18 protein-coding genes and 1 pseudogene are annotated in these 20,473 nt (G+C 64.9%); 4 read left to right on the forward strand and 15 right to left on the reverse strand.

Annotation, left to right across the window (positions count from 1 at the left end; translation table 11 throughout):
- Positions 1-68 precede the first annotated feature (68 nt).
- The 9 genes and pseudogenes from ACHMW7_RS01550 to ACHMW7_RS01590 form a co-directional block, all read right to left on the reverse strand.
- Positions 69-1,124, reverse strand: coding sequence for an Ldh family oxidoreductase (locus tag ACHMW7_RS01550; RefSeq protein ID WP_395446685.1), 1,056 nt, complete (start codon positions 1,122-1,124; stop codon positions 69-71).
- A complete protein-coding gene (locus tag ACHMW7_RS01555; RefSeq protein WP_395446686.1) occupies positions 1,121-2,083 on the reverse strand; it encodes a hydroxyacid dehydrogenase in 963 nt (320 codons plus the stop codon). The genes ACHMW7_RS01550 and ACHMW7_RS01555 overlap by 4 nt, the downstream gene beginning before the upstream one ends.
- A 51-nt stretch (positions 2,084-2,134) precedes the next feature.
- Complete coding sequence (locus ACHMW7_RS01560) at positions 2,135-2,923, reverse strand: FadR/GntR family transcriptional regulator (RefSeq protein ID WP_395446687.1); 789 nt, start codon at positions 2,921-2,923, stop codon at positions 2,135-2,137.
- On the reverse strand, positions 2,920-4,002 hold the full coding sequence (locus ACHMW7_RS01565) for a four-carbon acid sugar kinase family protein (protein ID WP_395446688.1): 1,083 nt from the start codon (positions 4,000-4,002) through the stop codon (positions 2,920-2,922). Before ACHMW7_RS01565 ends, ACHMW7_RS01560 begins: the two co-directional genes overlap by 4 nt.
- Positions 3,999-4,991, reverse strand: a complete 993-nt coding sequence (locus ACHMW7_RS01570) for an ABC transporter ATP-binding protein (RefSeq protein WP_395446689.1) — start codon at positions 4,989-4,991, stop codon at positions 3,999-4,001. Before ACHMW7_RS01570 ends, ACHMW7_RS01565 begins: the two co-directional genes overlap by 4 nt.
- On the reverse strand, positions 4,991-6,001 hold the full coding sequence (locus tag ACHMW7_RS01575; protein WP_395446690.1) for an ABC transporter ATP-binding protein: 1,011 nt from the start codon (positions 5,999-6,001) through the stop codon (positions 4,991-4,993). The genes ACHMW7_RS01570 and ACHMW7_RS01575 overlap by 1 nt, the downstream gene beginning before the upstream one ends.
- Complete coding sequence (locus tag ACHMW7_RS01580) at positions 5,998-6,957, reverse strand: ABC transporter permease (RefSeq protein ID WP_395446697.1); 960 nt, start codon at positions 6,955-6,957, stop codon at positions 5,998-6,000. The genes ACHMW7_RS01575 and ACHMW7_RS01580 overlap by 4 nt, the downstream gene beginning before the upstream one ends.
- 7 nt (positions 6,958-6,964) lie before the next feature.
- On the reverse strand, positions 6,965-7,921 hold the full coding sequence (locus ACHMW7_RS01585) for an ABC transporter permease (RefSeq protein ID WP_214391794.1): 957 nt from the start codon (positions 7,919-7,921) through the stop codon (positions 6,965-6,967).
- A gap of 81 nt (positions 7,922-8,002) precedes the next feature.
- Positions 8,003-9,560: pseudogene (locus ACHMW7_RS01590) on the reverse strand (ABC transporter substrate-binding protein).
- 477 nt (positions 9,561-10,037) lie between these two features.
- Between ACHMW7_RS01590 and pdxA the strand changes: the two are divergent.
- The 4 genes from pdxA to ACHMW7_RS01610 are packed head-to-tail and all read left to right on the forward strand — an operon-like array spanning position 10,038 to position 14,310.
- Positions 10,038-11,027 (forward strand): 4-hydroxythreonine-4-phosphate dehydrogenase PdxA, encoded by a 990-nt coding sequence (gene pdxA, locus ACHMW7_RS01595; RefSeq protein ID WP_395446691.1) that lies wholly within the window; start codon positions 10,038-10,040, stop codon positions 11,025-11,027.
- Complete coding sequence (locus tag ACHMW7_RS01600) at positions 11,024-11,929, forward strand: dihydrodipicolinate synthase family protein (RefSeq protein WP_395446692.1); 906 nt, start codon at positions 11,024-11,026, stop codon at positions 11,927-11,929. Before pdxA ends, ACHMW7_RS01600 begins: the two co-directional genes overlap by 4 nt.
- 46 nt (positions 11,930-11,975) lie before the next feature.
- Positions 11,976-13,139 carry an exo-alpha-sialidase gene (locus tag ACHMW7_RS01605; protein WP_395446698.1) on the forward strand — a complete coding sequence of 388 codons (1,164 nt, stop codon included), beginning with the start codon at positions 11,976-11,978 and terminating at the stop codon, positions 13,137-13,139.
- Positions 13,140-13,179: 40 nt separating this feature from the next.
- The gene (locus ACHMW7_RS01610) at positions 13,180-14,310 is read left to right on the forward strand and encodes an iron-containing alcohol dehydrogenase (RefSeq protein WP_395446693.1); all 1,131 of its coding nucleotides are present in this window, start codon (positions 13,180-13,182) and stop codon (positions 14,308-14,310) included.
- 121 nt (positions 14,311-14,431) lie between these two features.
- Here ACHMW7_RS01610 and ACHMW7_RS01615 read toward each other — a convergent pair whose 3' ends face one another.
- The 6 genes from ACHMW7_RS01615 to ACHMW7_RS01640 all read right to left on the reverse strand — a co-directional run bounded on the left by ACHMW7_RS01615 (position 14,432) and on the right by ACHMW7_RS01640 (position 20,468).
- Positions 14,432-15,550, reverse strand: coding sequence for a branched-chain amino acid ABC transporter substrate-binding protein (locus tag ACHMW7_RS01615; protein WP_395446694.1), 1,119 nt, complete (start codon positions 15,548-15,550; stop codon positions 14,432-14,434).
- Positions 15,551-15,684: 134 nt separating this feature from the next.
- Complete coding sequence (locus tag ACHMW7_RS01620; protein ID WP_395446695.1) at positions 15,685-16,875, reverse strand: acetyl-CoA C-acyltransferase; 1,191 nt, start codon at positions 16,873-16,875, stop codon at positions 15,685-15,687.
- 22 nt (positions 16,876-16,897) lie between these two features.
- Positions 16,898-17,665, reverse strand: a complete 768-nt coding sequence (locus ACHMW7_RS01625) for a 3-hydroxyacyl-CoA dehydrogenase (RefSeq protein WP_395446145.1) — start codon at positions 17,663-17,665, stop codon at positions 16,898-16,900.
- 73 nt (positions 17,666-17,738) lie between these two features.
- A complete protein-coding gene (locus ACHMW7_RS01630; RefSeq protein ID WP_395446146.1) occupies positions 17,739-18,824 on the reverse strand; it encodes an AraC family transcriptional regulator in 1,086 nt (361 codons plus the stop codon).
- Positions 18,825-18,841: 17 nt separating this feature from the next.
- A complete protein-coding gene (locus ACHMW7_RS01635) occupies positions 18,842-19,609 on the reverse strand; it encodes an AMP-binding protein (protein WP_395446147.1) in 768 nt (255 codons plus the stop codon).
- Positions 19,524-20,468 carry an AMP-binding protein gene (locus ACHMW7_RS01640; protein WP_395446148.1) on the reverse strand — a complete coding sequence of 315 codons (945 nt, stop codon included), beginning with the start codon at positions 20,466-20,468 and terminating at the stop codon, positions 19,524-19,526. The genes ACHMW7_RS01635 and ACHMW7_RS01640 overlap by 86 nt, the downstream gene beginning before the upstream one ends.
- Positions 20,469-20,473: the final 5 nt, after the last annotated feature.

Below are 20,473 nucleotides of genomic sequence, written 5' to 3' on the forward strand. Positions count from 1 at the left end.
TATCCTTTGGTTCGCTGCAAAGTCGCAATTCAAGGCAGAAGCCCCTCCTCGTTGTTAGCGTCCCGCAGCTATGGGCCAGCTTCGATGCCGAGCCGAGCGGCTTGTGCCAACAGCTTGTCGAACACGCCCTGATGCAGCGTCACGCCCTCGGCGAGCGCCTTGCGCTTGCGCATGGCAGCACTTTCGCCCGGCAGCCGGACGCGCTCGACGCCCGGGCGGGGGGGATTGCTGCGGCAGGCATCGGCCAGCCAGCCGGTCTGGCTGACGAAGGCCGCTTCGCCGGCGAAGGCGGTGGGGTCGATGACCTGCAGGAACACCGAAGCGTTGGTGCCCTCGGGCTTGTCGGCGCGGCCGAAACCCGCCAACCCCTGAGTCAGCGCCTCCACCAATATGGCAAGCGCGTAGCCCTTCTGGCCGTGGTCGAGGCCGCCGGCCGGCAAGATCGTTCCGCCGTCGTTGAGCACGTTGGGGTCGTTGGTCGGGTTGCCGTCTCGGTCGAGCAGCCACTGGTGCTCGAATGTCCGGCCTTCGGCGATCAGCCGAGAACTCATATTGTTGGTGGTGATCGAGGCGCTGACGTCGATCAGGATCGGGTCGCCGCCGGTCGGGATGCCGGCTGCGATGGGGTTGGGCGTGAAGACGCCGCGCGTGCCGCCAAAGGGGGCAACCGACGCGCCCGAGGGGCTGGAGCTTGCCAGCAACACCATGTAGCCGCGATCGGTGGCGCGGGTGAGATAGGCTGCGAGGCAACCGATGTGATGGCTATTGCCGATGGTGACGGTGACGGTGCCGTAGGTGGCGGCACGCTCGACGGCGAGGTCCATGGCGGTCGCCGTCAGCCAGGCGCCGGGCAGGCGCAAACCGTCCCAGGCAACGCAGGCGCCACGGTCCGAGATCACCCGAGGCGCGCCAGACTTGGTCATGACGCCGTTGCGGATGCTGTCGAGATACCATGGGGCAAGGGCCAACCCGTGGGTCGTGTGGCCCATCAGGTCGGCCTCGACAAGGATTTCGGCGACCGCATGGGCCTTGTCGGGCTCAAGGCCTGCCGCCTTGAAAAGGGCGAAAGCCAGATCGGTCAACGTGTCGACGTCGTGGCGCGTGTCATCTGAGGCCATTGTCATGCCCTTGCATAGAGGTTCTTGGCGAGTGGCTCACCGCGAAGGAAGGCCAGTAGGTTTTCGGCGGTCATGATCGAGACGGCGCGCCGCGCGTCCTCGGTGACGCCGGCGACATGCGGCGTCAGGATCACGTTGGGCAGCTGCCACAGCGGGCTTGCGACCGGCGGCTCCTCGGCGAAACTGTCGAGCCCGGCACCGGCGATGCGCCCGGCCTGGAGGGCGGCAATCAAGGCCGGCTCATCGACGACCTCACCACGTGCCGTATTGACGAGAAAGGCCGTCGGCCTCACCAGCGCGATCTCACGCGCGCCGATCAGCCCGCGCGTGCCGTCGGTCAGCGGACAGTGCAGGCTGACGACATCGCTCTCGGCCAAAAGCGCGTCGAGCGATGTCGCGCGGATAATGCCACCGGCAAAGGCCCCGTCCGGTGCGAACGGGTCGTAGGCCGAGACCTGCATGCCGATCGGAGCGACCATGCGGGCAAGGATCTGGCCGATCAGGCCAAAGCCGACGAGGCCGAGCTTTCGGCCGCGCAGCTCGCGCCCTCGATAGAGCGATTTGTCCCACCGACCGTTGCGGATGTGGCCATCCTGGCGCAGGAAATCCTTGGCCAGCGCCAAGATCAGCCCGAGCGCGTGTTCGGCAACGGAGTGGGCGTTGGCGCCGGTCGCCATGATAACGGGAATGCCGAGCCCAGCAGCGGCGGCGACGTCGATGTCATTGGTGCCGACGCCATGCTTGGCGACGATTTTCAGATTGCGTGATGCCGCCAACATATCGGCGTCGATCAGTTCCACGAGCCGCACCACCAGTGCCACCGGCTGGTGGCGTTCGACCAGCGCCATGATCTCCGGCTTTGTCGGATAGGGCTCTGTCGAGATGCACGCCACGCCTGCGTTTTCGAGCATGGCAAGGCCCTCGGCAGCCATACGGCCGCCGACCGTGACGATCGTCGTTGTCATCGTTCTTTCCTGTGGTGCCGCTGATGCAGCTGGAGTTCTGCCGACCAATGGTCAGCGCGAGAGGTCGAGCACCTTGTTTTCGAACAGGCGATTGCGTGAGCCCTCGAGGTGCTCGCGCATGCGGTCGCGCGCCAGCTCCGCCTCGCCTGCGGCGATGGCGTCGCAGATGCCGCGATGTTCGTCATAAACCTGTTCGAGCTTGGTCAGCGGACCCATCAAGGACAGGCCATGCAGGTTCATGCCGACGGCGATGTGCTGGCGCAGGGCGTCGAGACAAGCGGTGTAATAGTGGTTGTTGGCGGCCTCCGCCACCGAGCGGTGGAACAGGAAGTCGACGTCGGAACGGTGCGTCTGGTCGCGCGTCGCGTCGCGCAGTTCGGAGAGTGCAGCGCGCATCTTCTGCATCGCGGTGGCGTCGTGGCGGAGCGCGGCGAAATAGGCGGCTTCCGGCTCGATGGTCAGGCGAAATTCGTAGCAGCGCTGGATGTCGGCGATGGTCTTGACCGGGGAGAAACCGAGGTTGGTCTTCTGGGTGTCGAAGACGCGGACATAGGTGCCCGAGCCCTGACGAGAGTAAACCAGGCCGACGTCGCGCAGGCGGCCCAGCGCATCGCGCACCACCGGCCGGGAGACGCCGAGCAGCGTCGCCAGGTCGTGTTCGCCCGGCAGCTTCGAGCCGGAGGGGAATTCACCTGAGACGATGCGCTCCTGCAGCTGGTCGAACACCTTGTCGACCAGCTTGGGCGCCTTGGAGACGCCCTTGGTGCTACCGTTGGCCGACTTTTCGCCTGTTTCGGGCGCGTCCGGCTCGGTTCCGTCCTGCTGCAATTCGGTCGTCATGTGAATTCCGCCTGTTCTCCGGTCGGCGGTCCCAAGAGATCGGAAAGTACCGCGACCGTCCCGAATCCGCCGGATTTTACGACACAGCTCAGCCCCTCGCCATGGCGTGTCGCAATGGTGAACCAGGGCAAACCCGGCGCCACCTCGCCCCGCGGAAATAACACGTCCACCCCAAGCGCGCCAAGTATAGCCAATGCCGTGTCGCCGCCGCCCATGACCAGCGTCGAGGGGCGGAGCCGATGAACGGCATCCGCAACGGATTCCGCGAAGCGCGCGGCGATGCGGGCCGGCTCCTCGACCATCTCTCCGGTGCAGCGGACAACCGTCGGTAGGGTGTTCGCTACCGGCAAGGCGAAGCGACCGTTCAGGGCGTCGACAACACCGACGCTAGGGTTATTCTCGATCAACCGGGCAACCTGCTGGTCGGTGATGGGATCGCGCGAGCCGAAGGCGAACAGCACGTTCTGGTCGCCTGCCGACGAGGTGGCACGCTTCGAATTGTCGTTGGCCCGGAGATGACGGGCGAAGGCCAGACCCAGCCCCCGCGCCCCAACCGCAACGCTGTTGCTCCAGTCGGTACCAGTGACGACCTGATCGAGATCGGTATCGGTGGCGGCGTTGCGGACGGAAACGCGCCTGGCGATCCCGGAGAATATCGGCAAGACAGGCAAGGGGATATCGACACCGCGACCGACGACTGCACCGTCGCGTGTGGTGCGACCCTGGTCCGGAACGGCGGGTGCCACCACCAGCGCCTCGCGGCCGGAGACCTCGGCCAGCGCATCGGCCTCGGCGCCGACATGGCCTTTCAGCCGGGAGTCGATCTTCTTCATGACGATGCCAGGGGCATGCAGCATCAATCGACTCGCCACGTCGCGTACCCGGGCTGAAGCGACCTCCACCGGCAGCGCCCGCGAAGCCGTGCTGACGGCAAAGACGTCCGGCTCGCTCGCCAACGCCCTGGCGATCGCTTCAGAGGTCATCGCCACCGCCACCTTGAGGCCCGATGCCACGAAGGGCGCCGAGGTGTCGAGCGCTCCGGTCAGGTCGTCGGCGACGATGGCGAGCATCAGCGTCATCCCGCAGTTTCCATTCCGACGGCATGGCAGGCGACGTGGTGGCCGGGAACAACCTCCCGCCACGCCGGCACGACCGTCTTGCACCTGTCCATGGCAATCGGGCAGCGGGTGTGGAAGCGGCAGCCTGCCGGCGGGGCCAGCGGGCTCGGCACGTCGCCGACAAGGATCTGCCGCTGCCTTGTCTTTTCGAGCTCCGGATCCGCCTCCGGTACTGCCGAAAGCAGTGCCCTGGTGTAGGGGTGCAGCGGGTTGGAAAACAGCTGTTTGCGCGTCGCGAGTTCCGCAAGACGGCCGAGATACATGACCCCGACGCGGTCGCTGATATGTCGCACGACAGCAAGGTCGTGGGCGATGAACAGATAGGTCAGCCCGTATTTATCCTGCAGGTCGAGCAGCAGGTTGATAATCTGTGCCTGCACGGAGACGTCGAGCGCCGAAATCGCCTCGTCGCAGACGATGAACTTTGGCTGGCAAGCGAGCGCCCGGGCAATGGCGACGCGCTGGCGCTGGCCGCCCGACAGCTCGTGCGGGTAGCGGGAAGCAAAACGTGCGGGAAGGCCGACATCGGCCAGCAGGCGTGCCACCTTTTCCGGCAGTTCGGCCTTGGTCGCGAGCTTGTGGAACAAGATCGGCTCACCGACCACCTCGCCGATGGTCATGCGCGGGTTGAGCGTCGAATAGGGATCCTGGAAGACGATCTGAAGCTCGCGCCGATAAGGCCGCATGCGCTTTTCGTCGAGCGAGACGATGTTCTCGCCTTGGAATATCACCTTGCCGGACGTCGCCTTCTGCAGGTTCAGCAAGGTGAACCCGGTCGTCGACTTGCCGCAGCCGGATTCGCCGACCAGCGACAGCGTTTCGCCGGCGAAGATGTCGAAGTTGACGTCGTCCACCGCATAGACGGTTGCGCCGCGTTCGCCGAAGGCGCCGAGGCGGACGACGAAATGCTTGACGAGGTTCTCGACCTTGATCAGCGGTTCGGCAGCCATCACGCGGCCTCCCTCATCTGGCGCTGCGCTACGAAGCAGGCGACGCGATGGCCGCTTTGTCCAATGACGGGCTCGAGCACCGGCACGCTTTCATGACACACTTTTTCCGCAAGCGCGCAGCGCGGCGCGAACGGGCAGCCCTTCGGGCGACGGCCGGGCTCGGGCGGCGTACCCCCGATCGACGACAGGCGGCTTGCCTGCTCGTCGGAGAGTTTTGGGATCGAGGCGAGCAAGCCGCGTGTGTAGGGATGGGTCGGGCGAGCGAACAGTTCGCCAACCGGCGCGTCCTCGACCACGGTCCCGGCATAGAGCACGGCAACGCGGTCGACGAGACCGGCGATCAGCGCAAGGTCATGGGTGATCCATACCACCGACATGTTGAGCTTCTTGCGCAGGTCCTTCACCAGGTCGACGATCTGCGCCTGGATGGTAACGTCGAGCGCGGTCGTCGGTTCGTCGGCGATCAACAGCTCCGGGTCGCAGGCAAGGCCCATGGCGATCATCACGCGCTGGCGCATGCCGCCCGACAGTTCGTGCGGATAGGCGGTGATGCGTTGCTCGGGGCCGGGAATACCGACCAGCTTGAGCAGTTCGATGGCGCGCTTGCGGGCGTCGGCCTTGTTCATGTTGCGATGGTAGATCAGCGGCTCGCAGAGCTGGTCGCCGATGCGCATCACCGGGTTGAGCGAGGTCATCGGATCCTGGAAGACGAAGCCTATCTTGCCGCCGCGCACTTGGCGCAGCTCCGACTTCGACATTTTTAAGAGGTCGCGGCCGGCGAACTCGGCGGTGCCGCCCCTGACCTTGATCTTGTTGGGCAACAGCCGCACCAGGGAGAGCATGGTCAGGCTCTTGCCGCAGCCGGATTCGCCGACGACGCCCACCGTCTCGCCCTTGCCGACGGTCAAATTGATGCCGTCGACGATGATGGCCGGGCCACGGCGGGTTTCGATCTCGATGGTCAGGCCGCGAACATCGAGCAGCGGCTTGTGGATTTCGGGAGCGGTCATTTGCTGCCCCTCGGGTTAAGAGCGTCGTTGAGGCCGTCGCCGAGGAACGAGAAGGCGACGGTGGCGAGGCCGAGCACGGCTGCGGGTGCGGCGAGCAGGTGTGGGTAGTGCTGCCAGACGCGCAGGCCGTCGGAGATCATGTTGCCCCAGCTGGGCGTCGGAGGATTGACGCCAACGCCGAGGAAGGAGAAGGCGCTTTCAAGCACCATCGCCGTTCCCAGGCCGGCGCTGACCGAGACGATCAGCGGACCGATGGCGTTGGGAACGATGTAGCGCATCAGGATCAGGCGGTTGGTCAGGCCGAGCGCGCGTGCCGCCGTGACATAGGGCCGGCCGCGGATCGACAACACCTGGGCACGCACCAGGCGGGCATAAGGCGGCCAGCTGATCAGCGCCATCGAGCCGAAGACCAGCAGGAAGTCGACCCAGATGGTTTCGCGGTAGAACGGGTTCAGCGTCGCCTGGTAGCGCGCCTCCATCCAGGCGGTGATCGGCGTCTTGAGCGAGGCGTTGATGACGACGACCAGCAGCAGGTTGGGCACCGACATCGTCATGTCGGTGAACCACATGACGATGCGGTCGAACAGGCCACCAAAAAAGCCAGCCATGGCGCCGAGGGTGACGCCGATGACGACGGCGATCGTCGTCACCACGATTGCCACCACGAAGGCAGTGCGGGTGCCGTAGACGACGCGGGAGAAGACATCGCGGCCGAGATCGTCGGTGCCGAAGAGGTGCGCGAGGGATGGCGCCTGGTTGCGGGCGTTGAGGTCCTGGGTCAGGAAGTCGTAGGGCGTCAGCCAGGGACCGGAGACGGCGACGAAGGCGAGCAGGATAACGACTGCGAGACCGGCGACCGCCAGCTTGTTGCGAACCAGGCGGTGCCAGGCATCGCGCCACAGACTGACGGGGGGCTCGTCGTCGGCCACCGATGAGGACAGATTGACGGGGGTCATCGTCATGTCAGCGGCTCCTCATCGTGTCGTTGGCGCGCGGGTCGAGCAGCGGGTAGAGCACGTCGACCAAAAGGTTCGACAGCATCACCAGGAAAGAGCCGATCAGCGTGATGGCCAGGATGACGGGATAGTCGGAATTGGTCAGCGCCGAGACGGTCAGGCGGCCGAGCCCCGGCAGCCCGAACACCAGCTCGACGAAGATCGCGCCATTGACAATGGTGATCATGATCAGGCCGAGCTGGGTGACGACGGGCGTCAGCACGGGCCTGAGGATGTGGCGGAAGGCCACCACCATTTCGGGCACGCCCTTGGCCCGGGCGGTGCGGACGAAATCCTCAGACAGCACTTCGATCACGGCGGCCCTCGTCTGGCGCACGATCAGCGCGATCGGCTGGAAGGAGAGAACGAGCAGCGGCAAGATGATGCGTGCGTCGAAGATGCCGCCCCAGCCGTAGGGAACGCTGCCACCGGGCAGGAAAAGGATCAAAAGCACCATCAGAAGCGGGCCGGCGACATAGGCCGGGATCGCCCACAGGAACAGCGCCGAGCCGAGGATCGCATAGTCGATTTTGGTGTTCTGGTTCATCGCCGCGATCATGCCGAGCGGAACGGCAACGATGGCGGTCAGCACGACGGCACACAGACCAAGCTTGAACGAGACCGGGGCCGCGGCGGAAACCATGGCCCAGACAGAACGTCCCGAGGTCAGCGAATTGCCGAAATTGCCCTGCAACAGGTTGAAGATGTAGCTGGCGAACTGGGCGAGGAACGGCCGGTTCAGCCCGGCTGCTTCGCGGATCGCCTCGATCTTCTCGGGATTGTAGGCGACGTCGCCGGGCGCGCGCAGGAAGATCAGCTTGATCGGGTCGCCGGCGCCGAAATAGGCCATGGCGTAGACCGCCAGCATGACCAGCAGAACGGACGGGATCCACAGCAGCAGCCGTGTTGCAATATAACGCAGCATGGCGGGCGGCCTCCCACCGCTCGGTAAGTTCCAAAGAGGAGCATAACACGGGGGCCAAGCCCCCGTGCGCGTCACCGGGCATCAGCCGACGGTGATTTCCCAAGGGGCGACAACCTGCCAGTCGAGGTTCTTGTCGATGCCCTTCACATTGGCGTTGGCCCAGCGCGACATCGCCTGCGCGTACCAGGGGATGAAGGTCCAGTCCTCGCGGAAGGCCTTCTGGGCCTCCTGGGCAAGGGCGATGCGCTGCGGATCGTCAGCTGCCTTGGTGGCGGCTTCGGCCAGCAACTGGTCGACCTTGTCGTTCTTGTAGCCGCCGAGTTTGTTCTGGGCGTTGGACGAGGTCGAGGCGATCGAGCCGGCGAGATAGCTCGCCGCGTCCGGCACGCGGGTGCCGACGTCGTCGCGGAAGATCTGCACCGCGTTCTGGTCGGGACCGGCATAGGCATCCTGCTGCGGCTTCATGTCGACGGCGGTGATGCCGAGGTTCTGGCGCCACTGCTCGGCGATGAACTGGGCTGCCGCCTCGTTGGCCGGCGAGGAGATGCCGACGAACAGGATCTTGGGCAGGCGCTCCGGGCCGCCATAGGTCGACTCGGCGAGCAGCTTCTTTGCGCCTTCCGGATCGTAAGGGTATGGCTCGAAGCCGGAATTGTCGGCGCCAGGCACCGAGTTGAGCACCTGATCGGTCTTCTTGTGCGGGCCGTCGGGGAACGAGGCCTTCATCAGGCCATCGCGGTCGACTGCCATGATCAGCGCCTGGCGAACCTTTGGGTCGTCCATCGGCGCGCGCTTGGAATTGAACCAGAAGTGCTGGCTGGTCGGGATCAGCGGGCCGGCAGCGAATTCCGCGCCAAGATCCTGGACGATGGTCGAAGTGACCAGCTCGGTGTGGGCGTTGAACTCGCCCGACTTGAGCAGCGACGTCGCCGTCACATTGTCCTCGATCGAGGTGATCTCGATGCGGGCCAGCTTGGGCTTCGGGCCGAAGAAGTTCTCGTTCGGCTCGAACACCAGCTTGCCGCCGTCGATGTCGATGCTGGTCAGCTTGAACGGGCCGGAATAGACGGCACCTGCATCGGGCGTGAACCAGTCCTGGATCTCGTTGCCGTCCTCGCCGCGCGACTGCGAAGCCTTGGTGATCGGCACGATGTGGTTGGCGACGCGCATGAAATAGATCGGGTCGGCTTCGTTCAGGGTCACGACGACGGTGCCCTCGTCGGGAGTTGCAACGCCGGAAATGGTGTTGGCGCTGCCGCCGGTCACTTCGGCAAAGCCTGCGACCTTGCCGAGTACCTGGTCGGCGCGCTGGCTCTTGGTGCCCGGCATCGCCGCCACGTTCCACGACCCGGCGACGTCGGCCGAGGTGATCTTGCTGCCGTCGGAGAAGGTCGCCTTGGGGTCGAGCTTGAAGGTCCAGGTCTTGGAATCGGCCGAGCCTTCCCAGCTGGCAAAGACGTAGGGGTGAAATCTTGCCTTCGCTGTCGAAATACATCGGCGAGGCCCACCAGGCCGAGTTCCAGCGATAGGGCACGCCACCGCCGCGCAACGGCGACCAGTCCTGGTTGAAGGCAGGATTGGCAACCTTCAGCACTTGGCCTTCCTGCGCAAAGACGATCTTGGCATCGAGCCCGAGCAAGGTGAAGCCAACAGCACCGCCCAGGCCAAGCCTGAGCGCATCGCGGCGGGTCATCCCGGCGTGTGACTGTGCAGTCTCGGAAATCCGTTTCGACATGACATTCCTCCCGTGAAATCCATGAACGGCGATGCTCTGGTCTGATGCAATGGCAGCAGACACGGAAGCGGCAACCGTGGCCGAACAAATGCCGCCATATTGTAAACATGTCAATTCATTTTTTCAAATCGCGAGATATGAAAGTTAGCAATCAGTGAAATGGTACATAAATTATCACACAATATCAACGCATTATGCGACGGCACGGAGGCGCCGAAAACCAGTCGACAGAAAAAGCAACTTGACAACTTTGCCGCTTGCGGTCAGTTTCCGGCCTTCAAGCCGAATGCAGTTCGCGCCCCAGGGGCGCATGCGCTCGGGAGGATTCCGAAAACGCAGGGAGCCGAACGACCGGCACTGCGACAAGACGGACAGGGAGCGATGGCGAGTTCTAGCCGCACGATTGGCATCACCATGGGGGACCCGGCGGGCGTCGGTCCCGAGATCATCTGCAAGTCGCTGGCCGAGATGAGTGCCGCGGACCGCGCCACTGTCCGCGTCTTCGGCAATCGCGACAGCCTCGAGGCGGCGGCAAGGATAGTCGGCGCGCCACTGAAATTCGCCTCGGCCTCCGATGGAGCCGACACCGTGGCGGTCGAGCACGTCGCCATCGAGGGCGGCCCGATCGCATTCGGCAAGATCGACACCCGCTCCGGCGACGCCTCGTTCCGCTTCATCGCCCGCGCGGTGGAAGCAGCCACCGCGGGCGAAATCGGCTGCATCGTCACCGCCCCCATCAACAAGGAGGCGCTCAACCTCGCCGGCCATCACTATGACGGCCACACCGGCATGCTGGCCCATCTCACCGGCTCGCGCTCGTCATGGATGCTGCTTGCCGCCGAGCGCATGTCGGTGATCCACGTCTCGACCCATGTGTCGCTGAAAGACGCAATCGCCCGGGTGAAGCCGGAGCGCATCCTCGAGACCATCCGCACCGGCTACCGCCACCTGCGCCGCATCGGCGTCGAAAACCCACGCATCGCGGTCGCCGGGCTCAATCCGCATTGCGGCGAAAACGGCCTGTTCGGCACCGAAGACGACGAGTTTATCGCGCCCGCAGTGGCGGCGGCCAAGGCCGAGGGCATCGATGCCTACGGACCGGTTCCGCCTGACACCGTCTTCCATCGCGCCTATTCCGGCGCCTTCGACCTCGTTGTCGCGCAGTATCACGACCAGGGCCACATCCCGATGAAGCTCGTTGCCTTCGACAGCGGCGTCAACATCTCGCTTGGCCTGCCGATCGACCGCACCTCGGTCGACCATGGCACCGCCTTCGACATTGCCGGAACCGGCAAGGCCAATCACGTCAACATGAATGCGGCGATCGCTTATGCGCGCAAGCTCGCCGGAACGCCTCGGGTGACCGCATGACCAGTTTTGCCATCTCGGGCGTCTTCTCCGCCGCCGCCACGCCCATCAACGCCGACCTTTCGCCCGATCACGGCCTGCTCGCCAAGCATTGCCGGCGGCTGCTCGACGAGGGCTGCCATGGCGTCGCCCTGCTCGGCACCACGGGCGAGGCCAATTCATTCTCGCTCACAGAGCGCAAGGCGATGCTGGAAAGCGTCGTCAAGGCAGGCGTCGGGGCCGACAGACTGATGCCGGGCACCGGCGTCGCCGCCATCCCCGAGACCATCGAACTGACCCGTCATGCGCTCTCGATCGGCATCGACAAGGTCGTGATGCTGCCGCCCTTCTACTACAAGGGCGTGTCCGACGACGGCCTGTTCGACGCCTATGCGCGCATTCTCGAAGGTGTCGCTGACGACCGGCTCAAGGTCGTTCTCTACCATATCCCCCAGGTCTCCGGCATTTCGCTGTCGGTCGAGCTCGTCGGCCGGCTGATCCAGGCTTTCCCGAGGACAGTCGTCGGCATCAAGGAATCCAAGGGCGACTTCGCCAATATGCAGGCGCTGGTGAAGGCCTATCCCGGCTTCGCCGTGTTCCCCGGCGCCGATCCGCTGATGCTGCCGCTTTTGCGCGAAGGCGGCGCCGGCTGCATCACCGCCACCTCCAACCTGATCGCGGATTCGCTGCGCACGGTGTTCGACAACCATGCCAACCCGGCCGAGGAAGCCAAGGTCGAGGCGGCGCAGGCCCGCATCAACGCCTGGCGCAACCTCTCCAACAGCTACGCCCAGATACCGACCATCAAGGCGATGGTCGGCCTGAAGCATGGCGAGAAGGCTTGGCAGCGGCTGCGGCCGCCGCTGGTCGGCTTGAGCGATGGCGAGATCGCCGCACTGCGGCCACAGCTCGAGCAGCTGCCGTAAGGAGAGGTCGATGACCACCAAAGCAGCCCAAGCGCAATCATCCGCTATGACCCATGCGGAGGTCGCGGCCCAGATGGACGGCAAGTTGCATCAGATATCGCCGCGACGCGCCGACGCCTTCCTGCCGTCGCCGACAGTGCAGAACCACGCCGCCAATCTGTCACTCCTGCCCGATGGCACGCTCGCCTGCGTCTGGTTCGGCGGAACGATGGAAGGCATGGGCGACATCTCGGTTTACCTGTCGCGCCTGGCGCCGGGTTCCGACACTTGGTCGGCACCGGAGAAGATGTCCGACGATCCTGAGAAGTCAGAACAAAACCCGCTGCTGTTCAATGCGCCCGACGGCAAGGTCTGGCTGCTCTACACTTCACAGACCTCCGGCCACCAGGACGGCGCCGTCGTCAAGCGACGCATCTCAGACGATGGTGGCAAGTCCTTCGGTGAAGTTTCCGTCCTTTGCGACATACCAGGCACGTTCGTGCGCCAGCCGATCATCGTCAACGGCAGCGGCGCGTGGCTGCTGCCGGTGTTCCGCTGCATCGGCATATCAGGCACACGCTGGAGCGGCGATGTCGACACCGCCGCCGTGCTAATCTCCAGTGACGCCGGCACCAGCTGGACCATGCACGACGTGGCCGACAGCATCGGCGCCGTACACATGAACATCGTTCCGCTCGGCGGCGACGAGATGGTGGCGCTTTATCGCAACCGCTTCTCCGAGCAGGTGCTGCGCAGCCGTTCGTTTGACGGCGGCTACAGCTGGAGCGCGCCTGAAGCAACCGACCTGCCCAACAACAACTCGTCGGTGCAAGCGGTACGAACCGGCGACGGTCGCATCGCCATCGTCTACAACCATGCCAATGCATCGATGTCGGAGGATCGCCGGCTGTCGCTCTACGACGAGATCGAGGGTGACGAGCCTTTGGCGACCGAGCCCGCTGCCAAGCCGGAGGGGCGCAAGGCCGTCTGGGGCGTGCCGCGCGCGCCGCTTTGCCTCGCCTTCTCGTCCGATGGCGGCAAAACGTTCGGCAACCGGATCGACCTCGAGACCGGCGACGGCTTCTGCCTGACCAATAATTCGAAGGACGGGCTGAATCGCGAGTTCTCCTACCCGTCGATTTTTGCGACCCCGGACGGGGCGATCCACGTCGCCTTCACCTATTTCCGCCGCGCCATCAAATACGTCCGCCTTTCGCCACAGGCCTTGTGATGCGCAAGCGCGGCCGCCACATCCAGCTGGAGCCATGACGATGAACGATCTCAGCACGCCCATTTCGATCGTTCGTCCGCCGGTCATCGAGTTCGGTCCCGGTGTGGTGTCGCGGCTCGCCGGCTGGGTGAAGGCTCGCAATGTCAGAAAAGCTCTTGTCGTCGCCGATGCCTTCAATGCCACACGCGTGGCGACACTCGATCTCGGCATCGAAACGGTCGTCTTCGGCGAGGTGCGCCCTGAACCCGACCTGCCCAACCTCGAAAAAGTGCTTGAACTTGCCGCGCTGTCGCAAGCCGACCTGATCGTCGGCTTCGGCGGCGGCAGCGCCATGGATCTCGCCAAGCTGGTCTCGGTCATGGCCGGCACCGGCCAGCGGCTGCAGGACATCGTCGGTGTCGGCAAGGCCGCGCACCGGCGCGTCGCCCTCGCCCAGGTGCCGACGACCTCGGGCACCGGCAGCGAGGCCGGCATCCGCGCCCTGGTCACCGACCCCGATACGCAGGCCAAGCTCGCCGTCGAAAGCATCGAGATGCTGGCCGACATCGCCATCGTCGACCCGGCGCTGACAATGACCGTGCCGGCCGCCATCACCGCAGCGACCGGCGTCGACGCCATGGCCCATTGCGTCGAAGCCTACACCAACAAGAAGGCGCATCCGATGATCGACCTCTACGCGCTGGAAGGCGTGAAGCTGGTCGGCCGCTACCTCGCCCGCGCGGTCAAGGACGGCAGCGACGTCGAGGCCCGCGCCGGGATGGCGCTCGCCTCGCTCTATGGCGGCTTCTGCCTCGGTCCGGTCAACACGGCCGGCGGCCACGCGCTCGCCTATCCCCTTGGCACGCGCTGGCACATCGCCCATGGCGCCGCCAACGCGCTGATTTTCCCGCATGTCCTCGCTTTCAACCTGCCGGCGGCCTCGGAAAAGACGGGCCATATCCTGTCGGCCCTCGGCCTGCCGGAGGCCCAGGCCGTGCAGGACGTGTTCGGGTTGACGCACGACTATTGTTCGTCGCTCGGCATCGAGATGCGCTTGTCCCAGCTCGGCGTGCCGGATAGCGACCTGGAAACGATGGCGGACGACGCCTTCGCCATCCGCCGCCTGCTCGACAACAACCCGCGCGAACTGGCCCGTGCAGACATACTGGCGATCTACCAAGCGGCGCATTAGGCTGCGGTCGAGCTTGCCATCAACAAGGGCCGCATCGGCCCGACGTTGCTAGTCCGCCCCGCGAAAAAATGCCCGGTTCTCACCGGGCATTTCCAGTTCCGATCATTGGGTGACAAGACGCCTATTTTTCCGAATAGGTCGGCTTTCCATCCTCGCCCTTCTTCCACTCATAGATGACATAGTCAGGACGCGTGATGTCGCCCTTGGCGTCGTAGCCGATGTCGCCGATCGCCGTCGTCCACGGGCCGTTCGCCTTCATCGTCTCGGCGACCTTCTGGCCGTCGTCAGCCGAGCCCGTCTTGGCAATGGCGGCGGCGATGATCTGAACGGCGGCGTAGGAGTACAAGGTGTAGGCTTCCGGCTCGAAACCCTTGGCCCGGAAGTTCTCGACCAGATCCTTCGCCGCCGGGTTCTTGCGCGGGTCGGGCGAGAAGGTGTTCAAGGTGCCGACCACGGCGTCGCCGGCGATTGAAGCGAGCTCATTCGACACCATGCCGTCGCCTGAGAAGAGAATGGCCTTCAGGCCCTGGTCGGCCGACTGGCGCATGATCAGGCCGGCCTCGGTGTGCAGGCCGCCGAAATAGATCAAGGTCACGCCGGCCTCCTTCAGCTTGCCGATGAGGGCCGAGAAATCCTTGTCACCAATGTTGATGCCTTCATACAGCACCTCGTTGAGGCCGTTGCCGTTCAGCACCTTCTTCGCAACGTCGACGAGGCCCTGGCCGTAGGGGCTCTTGTCGTGGATCATCGCGATCTTGGCGTCCTTGAAGTTGGCCGCGATGTAGTCGCCGGCCACCTTGCCTTGCTGGTCGTCCCGGCCGCAGGTGCGGAAGGTGTTCCACAGGCCGCGCTCGGTATATTGCGGATTGGTCGAAGCAGGCGAAATCTCAAGCACGCCGTTTTCGGCATAGACCTCGGATGCCGGGATCGACACGCCCGAATTGAAATGGCCGACGACATATTTGACGCCGTCGGCGACGAATTTGTTGGCGACCGAAATGCCTTGCTTCGGATCGGAAACGTCGTCGCCAACCCGGATCTTGATTTGTTGGCCAAGCACACCGCCGGCCGCGTTGATGTCGGCGGCCGCCTGCTCGGCGCCTTTCTGGAACTGTGCGCCGAAGGCGGCGTTCGGACCGGTGATCGGGCCGGCGACGCCGATCACGATGTCGGCCCAGGCATTGCCGCCAAACGCGACCAGCGCGGTCAAGGCAACTGCTGACAGCAGCGATTTTTTCATGTGAAGACTCCCATTGGCACTGTGGGCGTTGATTGATGCTTTGCGGCGATGCCCACGCTCGTCTGCAAAGCTGACCGTTCGAGATCCTGCCGTCGGTGTTTTCTTGTTGAACGGCGGTCAGGTCCTTCCGGCCGTCAGGACATCAGTTCCACCGCCATTGCGGTCGCCTCGCCGCCGCCGATGCAGACCGCGGCGATGCCGCGCCGCAGCCGGTATTTGCGGAGCGCTGACACCAGTGTGACGAGAATGCGCGCGCCCGACGCGCCGATCGGATGGCCAAGCGCGCAGGCGCCGCCATGGACGTTCACCTTGTCGCGCGGCAAGTCGAGGTCGCGCATCGCTGCCATAGGCACGACGGCGAACGCCTCGTTGATCTCGAAGAGATCCACGTCCTCGAGACGCCAGCCGATCCTTTCGCAAAGCCCGCGGATGGCGCCGACCGGTGCCGTGGTGAAGAGATTGGGCGCCTGGGCATGGGTGACATGGCCGCGAATTGCCGCAAGAGGAGCGAGGCCGGCTCTGTCCGCCTCCGAGCTACGCATGAGAGCAAGCGCTGCGGCACCGTCCGAAATCGACGAGGAATTTGCCGCCGTCACCGTGCCGCCTTCGCGAAAGGCCGGCTTCAGCAAGGCGATCCTGTCGGTGCGGGCCTTTTGCGGCTGCTCGTCGTCGCTGACCAGCCGTTCGGCCTTGCCGTCCGTTGCCGTGATCGGAGCGATCTCTTGGCGAAAGCTGCCGTCGACGATGGCCTGCCGTGCCCTGTCGAGCGACTCAAGGGCAAACGTATCCTGCGCGTCGCGTGTGAACCTGTAGGCCTCGGCGCAGTCCTCGGCGAAGCTGCCCATCAGGCGCCCTTTGTCGTAGGCGTCCTCAAGGCCATCGAGATACATGTGGTCGACGAGGCGATGATGCCCCATGCGATAGCCGGAACGCGCGCGATCGAGAAGGTAAGGCGCATTCGACATGCTCTCCATGCCACCGGCTACGACTGCTTTCGCCGATCCCGCGGCGATGAGGTCGTGTGCGAGCATCGCCGACATCATGCCGGACCCGCACATCTTGTTGACGGTGGTGGCGCCGACGCCGAGCGGCAACCCGGCTGCAAGCGTTGCCTGGCGCGCCGGTGCTTGGCCCTGGCCCGCTGCCAGCACGCAACCAAGCAGGACCTGACCGACGAGGCCGGTGTCCAGCCCCGACCGCTCCAGGGCGGCACGGATGGCGGCCGCCCCAAGCTGCGGGGCGGTGAGGTCCTTCAAGCTTCCCTGGAACCCACCAAGCGGTGTCCTGGCTGCCCCTGCTATGACGACCGGATCACGACTGTTCACCCAGCTCTCCTCTTGCATCTGCTCAGCGCGGCGCCATGCGCAGCGCGCCGTCGAGGCGGATGACCTCGCCATTCAGCATGGTGTTTTCGCAGATGTGCTTGACCAGCCCGGCGTACTCGTCAGGGCGGCCGAGGCGCGGCGGAAACGGCACGCTGGCGCCGAGAGCGTCCCGCACCTCTTGCGCCATCGCGGCCATCATCGGTGTCTCGAAGATGCCCGGCGCGATGGTGACGACGCGCACGCCATGGCGCGCCAGCTCGCGTGCGACGGGAAGGGTCAGGGCGACGACGCCACCTTTCGACGCGGCATAGGCGGCCTGGCCGATCTGACCGTCGAAGGCGGCGATGGATGCCGTGTTGACGATGATCCCCCGCTCGCCATTGGCGTCGGGCTCGCCCTTCACCATAACACTGGCGGCAAGCCGCAACATGTTGAAGGTGCCGACGAGATTGACGCCAACAGTCCGTGCAAAGCTGTCGAGGCCATGCGGAGCGTCTTTCCCGATGACCCGTTCGCCCGGTGCGATGCCGGCGCAGTTGACCAGCCCGTGGATGCCGCCAAAAACCACCTCGGCGTATTTCACCGCAGCGAGACCATCGGCTTCGCTGGTGACGTCGGCGCGATAAAAACGCGCCTTGCCGGCCAGTTCCGCGGCCGTCTTCTCTCCGGCGGCCGCGTTCATGTCGATGGCGAGCACGCTGGCACCTTCGTCGCCAAGCATCCGGGCAACCGCCGCGCCCAGCCCCGAGCCTGCTCCGGTCACCAGAAACACCTTGTCCTTGATCTGCATTGTTCAGGCCCGGATGCGTTGTTCTCCCGAGCATGTTGCTACGAAGCAAGCGGACCGACGATGACCGCCGCGCTCAGATTTGGTGATCGATTTTGCAATGTTTGCGGGTCGCCGCACCCTGCGCGTAGGGCGCGAGCGGGCTCAAGGTTGGACCGTCCTCGGCATCGGCCATGACGATGGCTTCCCGGCGAAACGAAGCGGGGCTCTTGCCTGTCCATTTGTGGAAGGCGCGATGGAACGCACTCGGTTCGGAAAAGCCGATGTCGGCGGCCACATCGGCGACCGTCCGGCCGCCACTCAACAGCGCTTCCATTGCCAAAGCGCGGCGCATCTCGTCCTTGATCGAACGGTAGGTCTGGCCTTCCTGCTGCAGCCGGCGGCGCAAGGTCGGCTCCTGTATGCGCATGCCGGTGGCGAGGTTGCCGAGGCTTGGCCAGGCCGAAGGAACCATGCCATGCAGGCGTCCGCGGATGGCGGCGGAAAGCCCCTCGTCATGGCGATAGCGCACCAGGATGTTGGCCGGCGCCTGGCGCAGGAATTCACGCAAGGCGCAGTTGTCGCGAATGACCGGCAGCTTCAGGAAGTCGGCATCGAAGACCAGGCGCGTTTCGGGCTGATCGAAGCGCACCGGAGCGCCGAAGAACAGGCGGTAGTCGGTTCCGGTTGCAGGCGCGCTGCATTTGAAATCGACCCAGCGGATCGGCAGGCGCCGGCCGACAAGCCAGCAGTTCAGGCCATGAACGATGATCCAGAAGGTGCGATAGGCAAAGGCCGAGCGCAGTGGGCCGGCATCGCGCAGGGTAACCTCCGCCAGTCCGTCCCTGACGATCAGTTCGCCATGAGGATCGTCCAGGACGACGCGCAGGAAACGCAGGCTGCGCCGCAGCGCATGCTCAAGCGTCTGTGTCGCAAGCACCGCATGGCACAGCAGGGCAAAGCTGCCCGACCGCATCGGCCGCGCACCCTCGCCGAAGAACTCGTCGTCCATGGCCTCGGCCACCGCCCGCCAAAGCGCGCCGTACTGCCCGGCGGAGATGGGTTCGGAGATTGTGGGCGGCAGCCCCAGCCGTGCCAGGAGAGGTGCTATGGGCACGTCGTGGCGGCGCAGGCATTCGAGCGTATCGTCGACGAAACAGGGAGCGACCATCCGACGTTCCACCGCATCAAGCTCCCGCGCTAACGCTGACCCCGGTCGAATGTCGCCGGCCCCACACCGCGCAGGCGCAAGGTGTTCCTCGCCACCTTTTCCGTCGGCGTTCTCGGCAACGGGGTGTCGGTGATCTCGATGTAGCGTGGGACCATGTGGCGGGGGGCGAGATCCCGGAAGTGGTCGAGCAACTCGGCCGGCTCCACGCTCGAGCCGGCCCGGCGCAAGGCCACGACCATGATGTCCTCTTCGGTGAACTCGGAGGGAACCCCGAAAGCGGCACTTTCGACGATGTCGGGGTGTTTCTCGGCAACCGTCTCCACCTCATAGGCGGAAATATTCTCGCCGCGGCGGCGGATTGCCTCGTTGAGGCGATGCTTGAAATAGAGCCAGCCGTCCTTGTCCATGAAGCCGGCATCGCCGGAGTGGTACCAAAGGTTCCGGAGCGTCTGCACGGTCTTTGCCTCGGCCCGGTAATAGCCGGAGAACATGCTCCAGCTCTTGGTCGGACGCGAGACGATCTCGCCCACGCTGCCGGGCGGCAGCGGCCTGTCGGCCTCGTCGACGATCGCCACCTCCCAATCCGGATGCGGCCGGCCGCAGGAGCCCGGTCGGGTGTCGTCCACCGTATCCAGCGTCACGAAGCTGGTCTCAGTCTGCCCGTAGCCGGTGACAAGCCGCATGTCGAAGCGGGGTTCGAACGCCTCTTTATCAGGCACCATCGGAATGCACTGGCACACCCTGACGGGATTGCGGTCGTTGTCCGATGCCGGAGCACGCATCAGGATGACGGCCATCGCACCGAGCAGATTGGTCGCGGTTGCGCCGCTGGCGCGGACCTGATCCCGAGAATCTCGACGCGCTGAAGCTTTCGACCAGCGTGGTTTTTGTGCCGTAGATCAACGGCAACAGCACGCCGAACATCTGGGCGTCGGTGTGAAACAGCGGCAAGGCTGAGAAGTAGCTGTCGCTGCTGGTGTAGCCGAGATTGGATGCCATCGCTGCCGCCCAGGCATAGCAGTGATGATGGGACATCAATGCGCCCTTGGCGGGGCCAGTGGTACCGGAGGTGTACAGGATTGCCATTGGGTCGGAGTAGTGGACATCGACAAGGTCGAAGCCCAGTTGCGGCGCCATGCATTCTTCGAAGCTGACGATGCGGCCGATCCTGATGCCCGCCGCCCGCGCCTCGGCGGGGGCCGTTCCGACAAGGATCAGCGTCCGCAGGCTGGGCAGGCTGTCCTGGACCTTCGCTAGCTCGGCCAGCGCGCTGGCATCGGCAACAAGCACCTCCGCGCCGCAATTGTTCAGGTTGTGGCAGAGCAGGTCGCCCTTCAGGCCGGGATTGGTCGGCACCTCGATTGCCCCCAGGCTCGATGTCGCAAACCAGAGCGCGACGAGCTCGAAGCAGTTGGGCAGCAGCATCGCCACGCGGTCCGACCGGTTCACGCCCAGCTGGCGCAGGCCGCGAGCCAGCTGGCTCGAAACCTGCAGCATGTCCTCGAAGCTCGCGCTGCGCCCGCAGACGTCGATGAATGGCTTGCTGCCGAACCGCTCGGCCTGCCGCAGCAGGATCCGTGGCAGAACCCGGTTCTCCAGGTCGTCGTCGTTTTTGCCCGGTATGTAGGCGGGAGATGAGACGCTGCGAAGTGTCATGGCGC

This window comes from Aminobacter sp. UC22_36 (assembly GCF_044056035.1).
Taxonomy (GTDB): Bacteria; Pseudomonadota; Alphaproteobacteria; order Rhizobiales; family Rhizobiaceae; genus Aminobacter.

Bases quoted from the DNA above. Each gene is read 5' to 3' on its own strand.
- ACHMW7_RS01550 (WP_395446685.1), bottom strand. From the start codon at position 1,124: ATGACAATGGCCTCAGATGACACGCGCCACGACGTCGACACGTTGACC.
- ACHMW7_RS01555 (WP_395446686.1), bottom strand. From the start codon at position 2,083: ATGACAACGACGATCGTCACGGTCGGCGGCCGTATGGCTGCCGAGGGC.
- ACHMW7_RS01560 (WP_395446687.1), bottom strand. From the start codon at position 2,923: ATGACGACCGAATTGCAGCAGGACGGAACCGAGCCGGACGCGCCCGAA.
- ACHMW7_RS01565 (WP_395446688.1), bottom strand. From the start codon at position 4,002: ATGACGCTGATGCTCGCCATCGTCGCCGACGACCTGACCGGAGCGCTC.
- ACHMW7_RS01570 (WP_395446689.1), bottom strand. From the start codon at position 4,991: ATGGCTGCCGAACCGCTGATCAAGGTCGAGAACCTCGTCAAGCATTTC.
- ACHMW7_RS01575 (WP_395446690.1), bottom strand. From the start codon at position 6,001: ATGACCGCTCCCGAAATCCACAAGCCGCTGCTCGATGTTCGCGGCCTG.
- ACHMW7_RS01580 (WP_395446697.1), bottom strand. From the start codon at position 6,957: ATGACCCCCGTCAATCTGTCCTCATCGGTGGCCGACGACGAGCCCCCC.
- ACHMW7_RS01585 (WP_214391794.1), bottom strand. From the start codon at position 7,921: ATGCTGCGTTATATTGCAACACGGCTGCTGCTGTGGATCCCGTCCGTT.
- pdxA (WP_395446691.1), top strand. From the start codon at position 10,038: ATGGCGAGTTCTAGCCGCACGATTGGCATCACCATGGGGGACCCGGCG.
- ACHMW7_RS01600 (WP_395446692.1), top strand. From the start codon at position 11,024: ATGACCAGTTTTGCCATCTCGGGCGTCTTCTCCGCCGCCGCCACGCCC.
- ACHMW7_RS01605 (WP_395446698.1), top strand. From the start codon at position 11,976: ATGACCCATGCGGAGGTCGCGGCCCAGATGGACGGCAAGTTGCATCAG.
- ACHMW7_RS01610 (WP_395446693.1), top strand. From the start codon at position 13,180: ATGAACGATCTCAGCACGCCCATTTCGATCGTTCGTCCGCCGGTCATC.
- ACHMW7_RS01615 (WP_395446694.1), bottom strand. From the start codon at position 15,550: ATGAAAAAATCGCTGCTGTCAGCAGTTGCCTTGACCGCGCTGGTCGCG.
- ACHMW7_RS01625 (WP_395446145.1), bottom strand. From the start codon at position 17,665: ATGCAGATCAAGGACAAGGTGTTTCTGGTGACCGGAGCAGGCTCGGGG.
- ACHMW7_RS01635 (WP_395446147.1), bottom strand. From the start codon at position 19,609: ATGGCCGTCATCCTGATGCGTGCTCCGGCATCGGACAACGACCGCAAT.
- ACHMW7_RS01640 (WP_395446148.1), bottom strand. From the start codon at position 20,468: ATGACACTTCGCAGCGTCTCATCTCCCGCCTACATACCGGGCAAAAAC.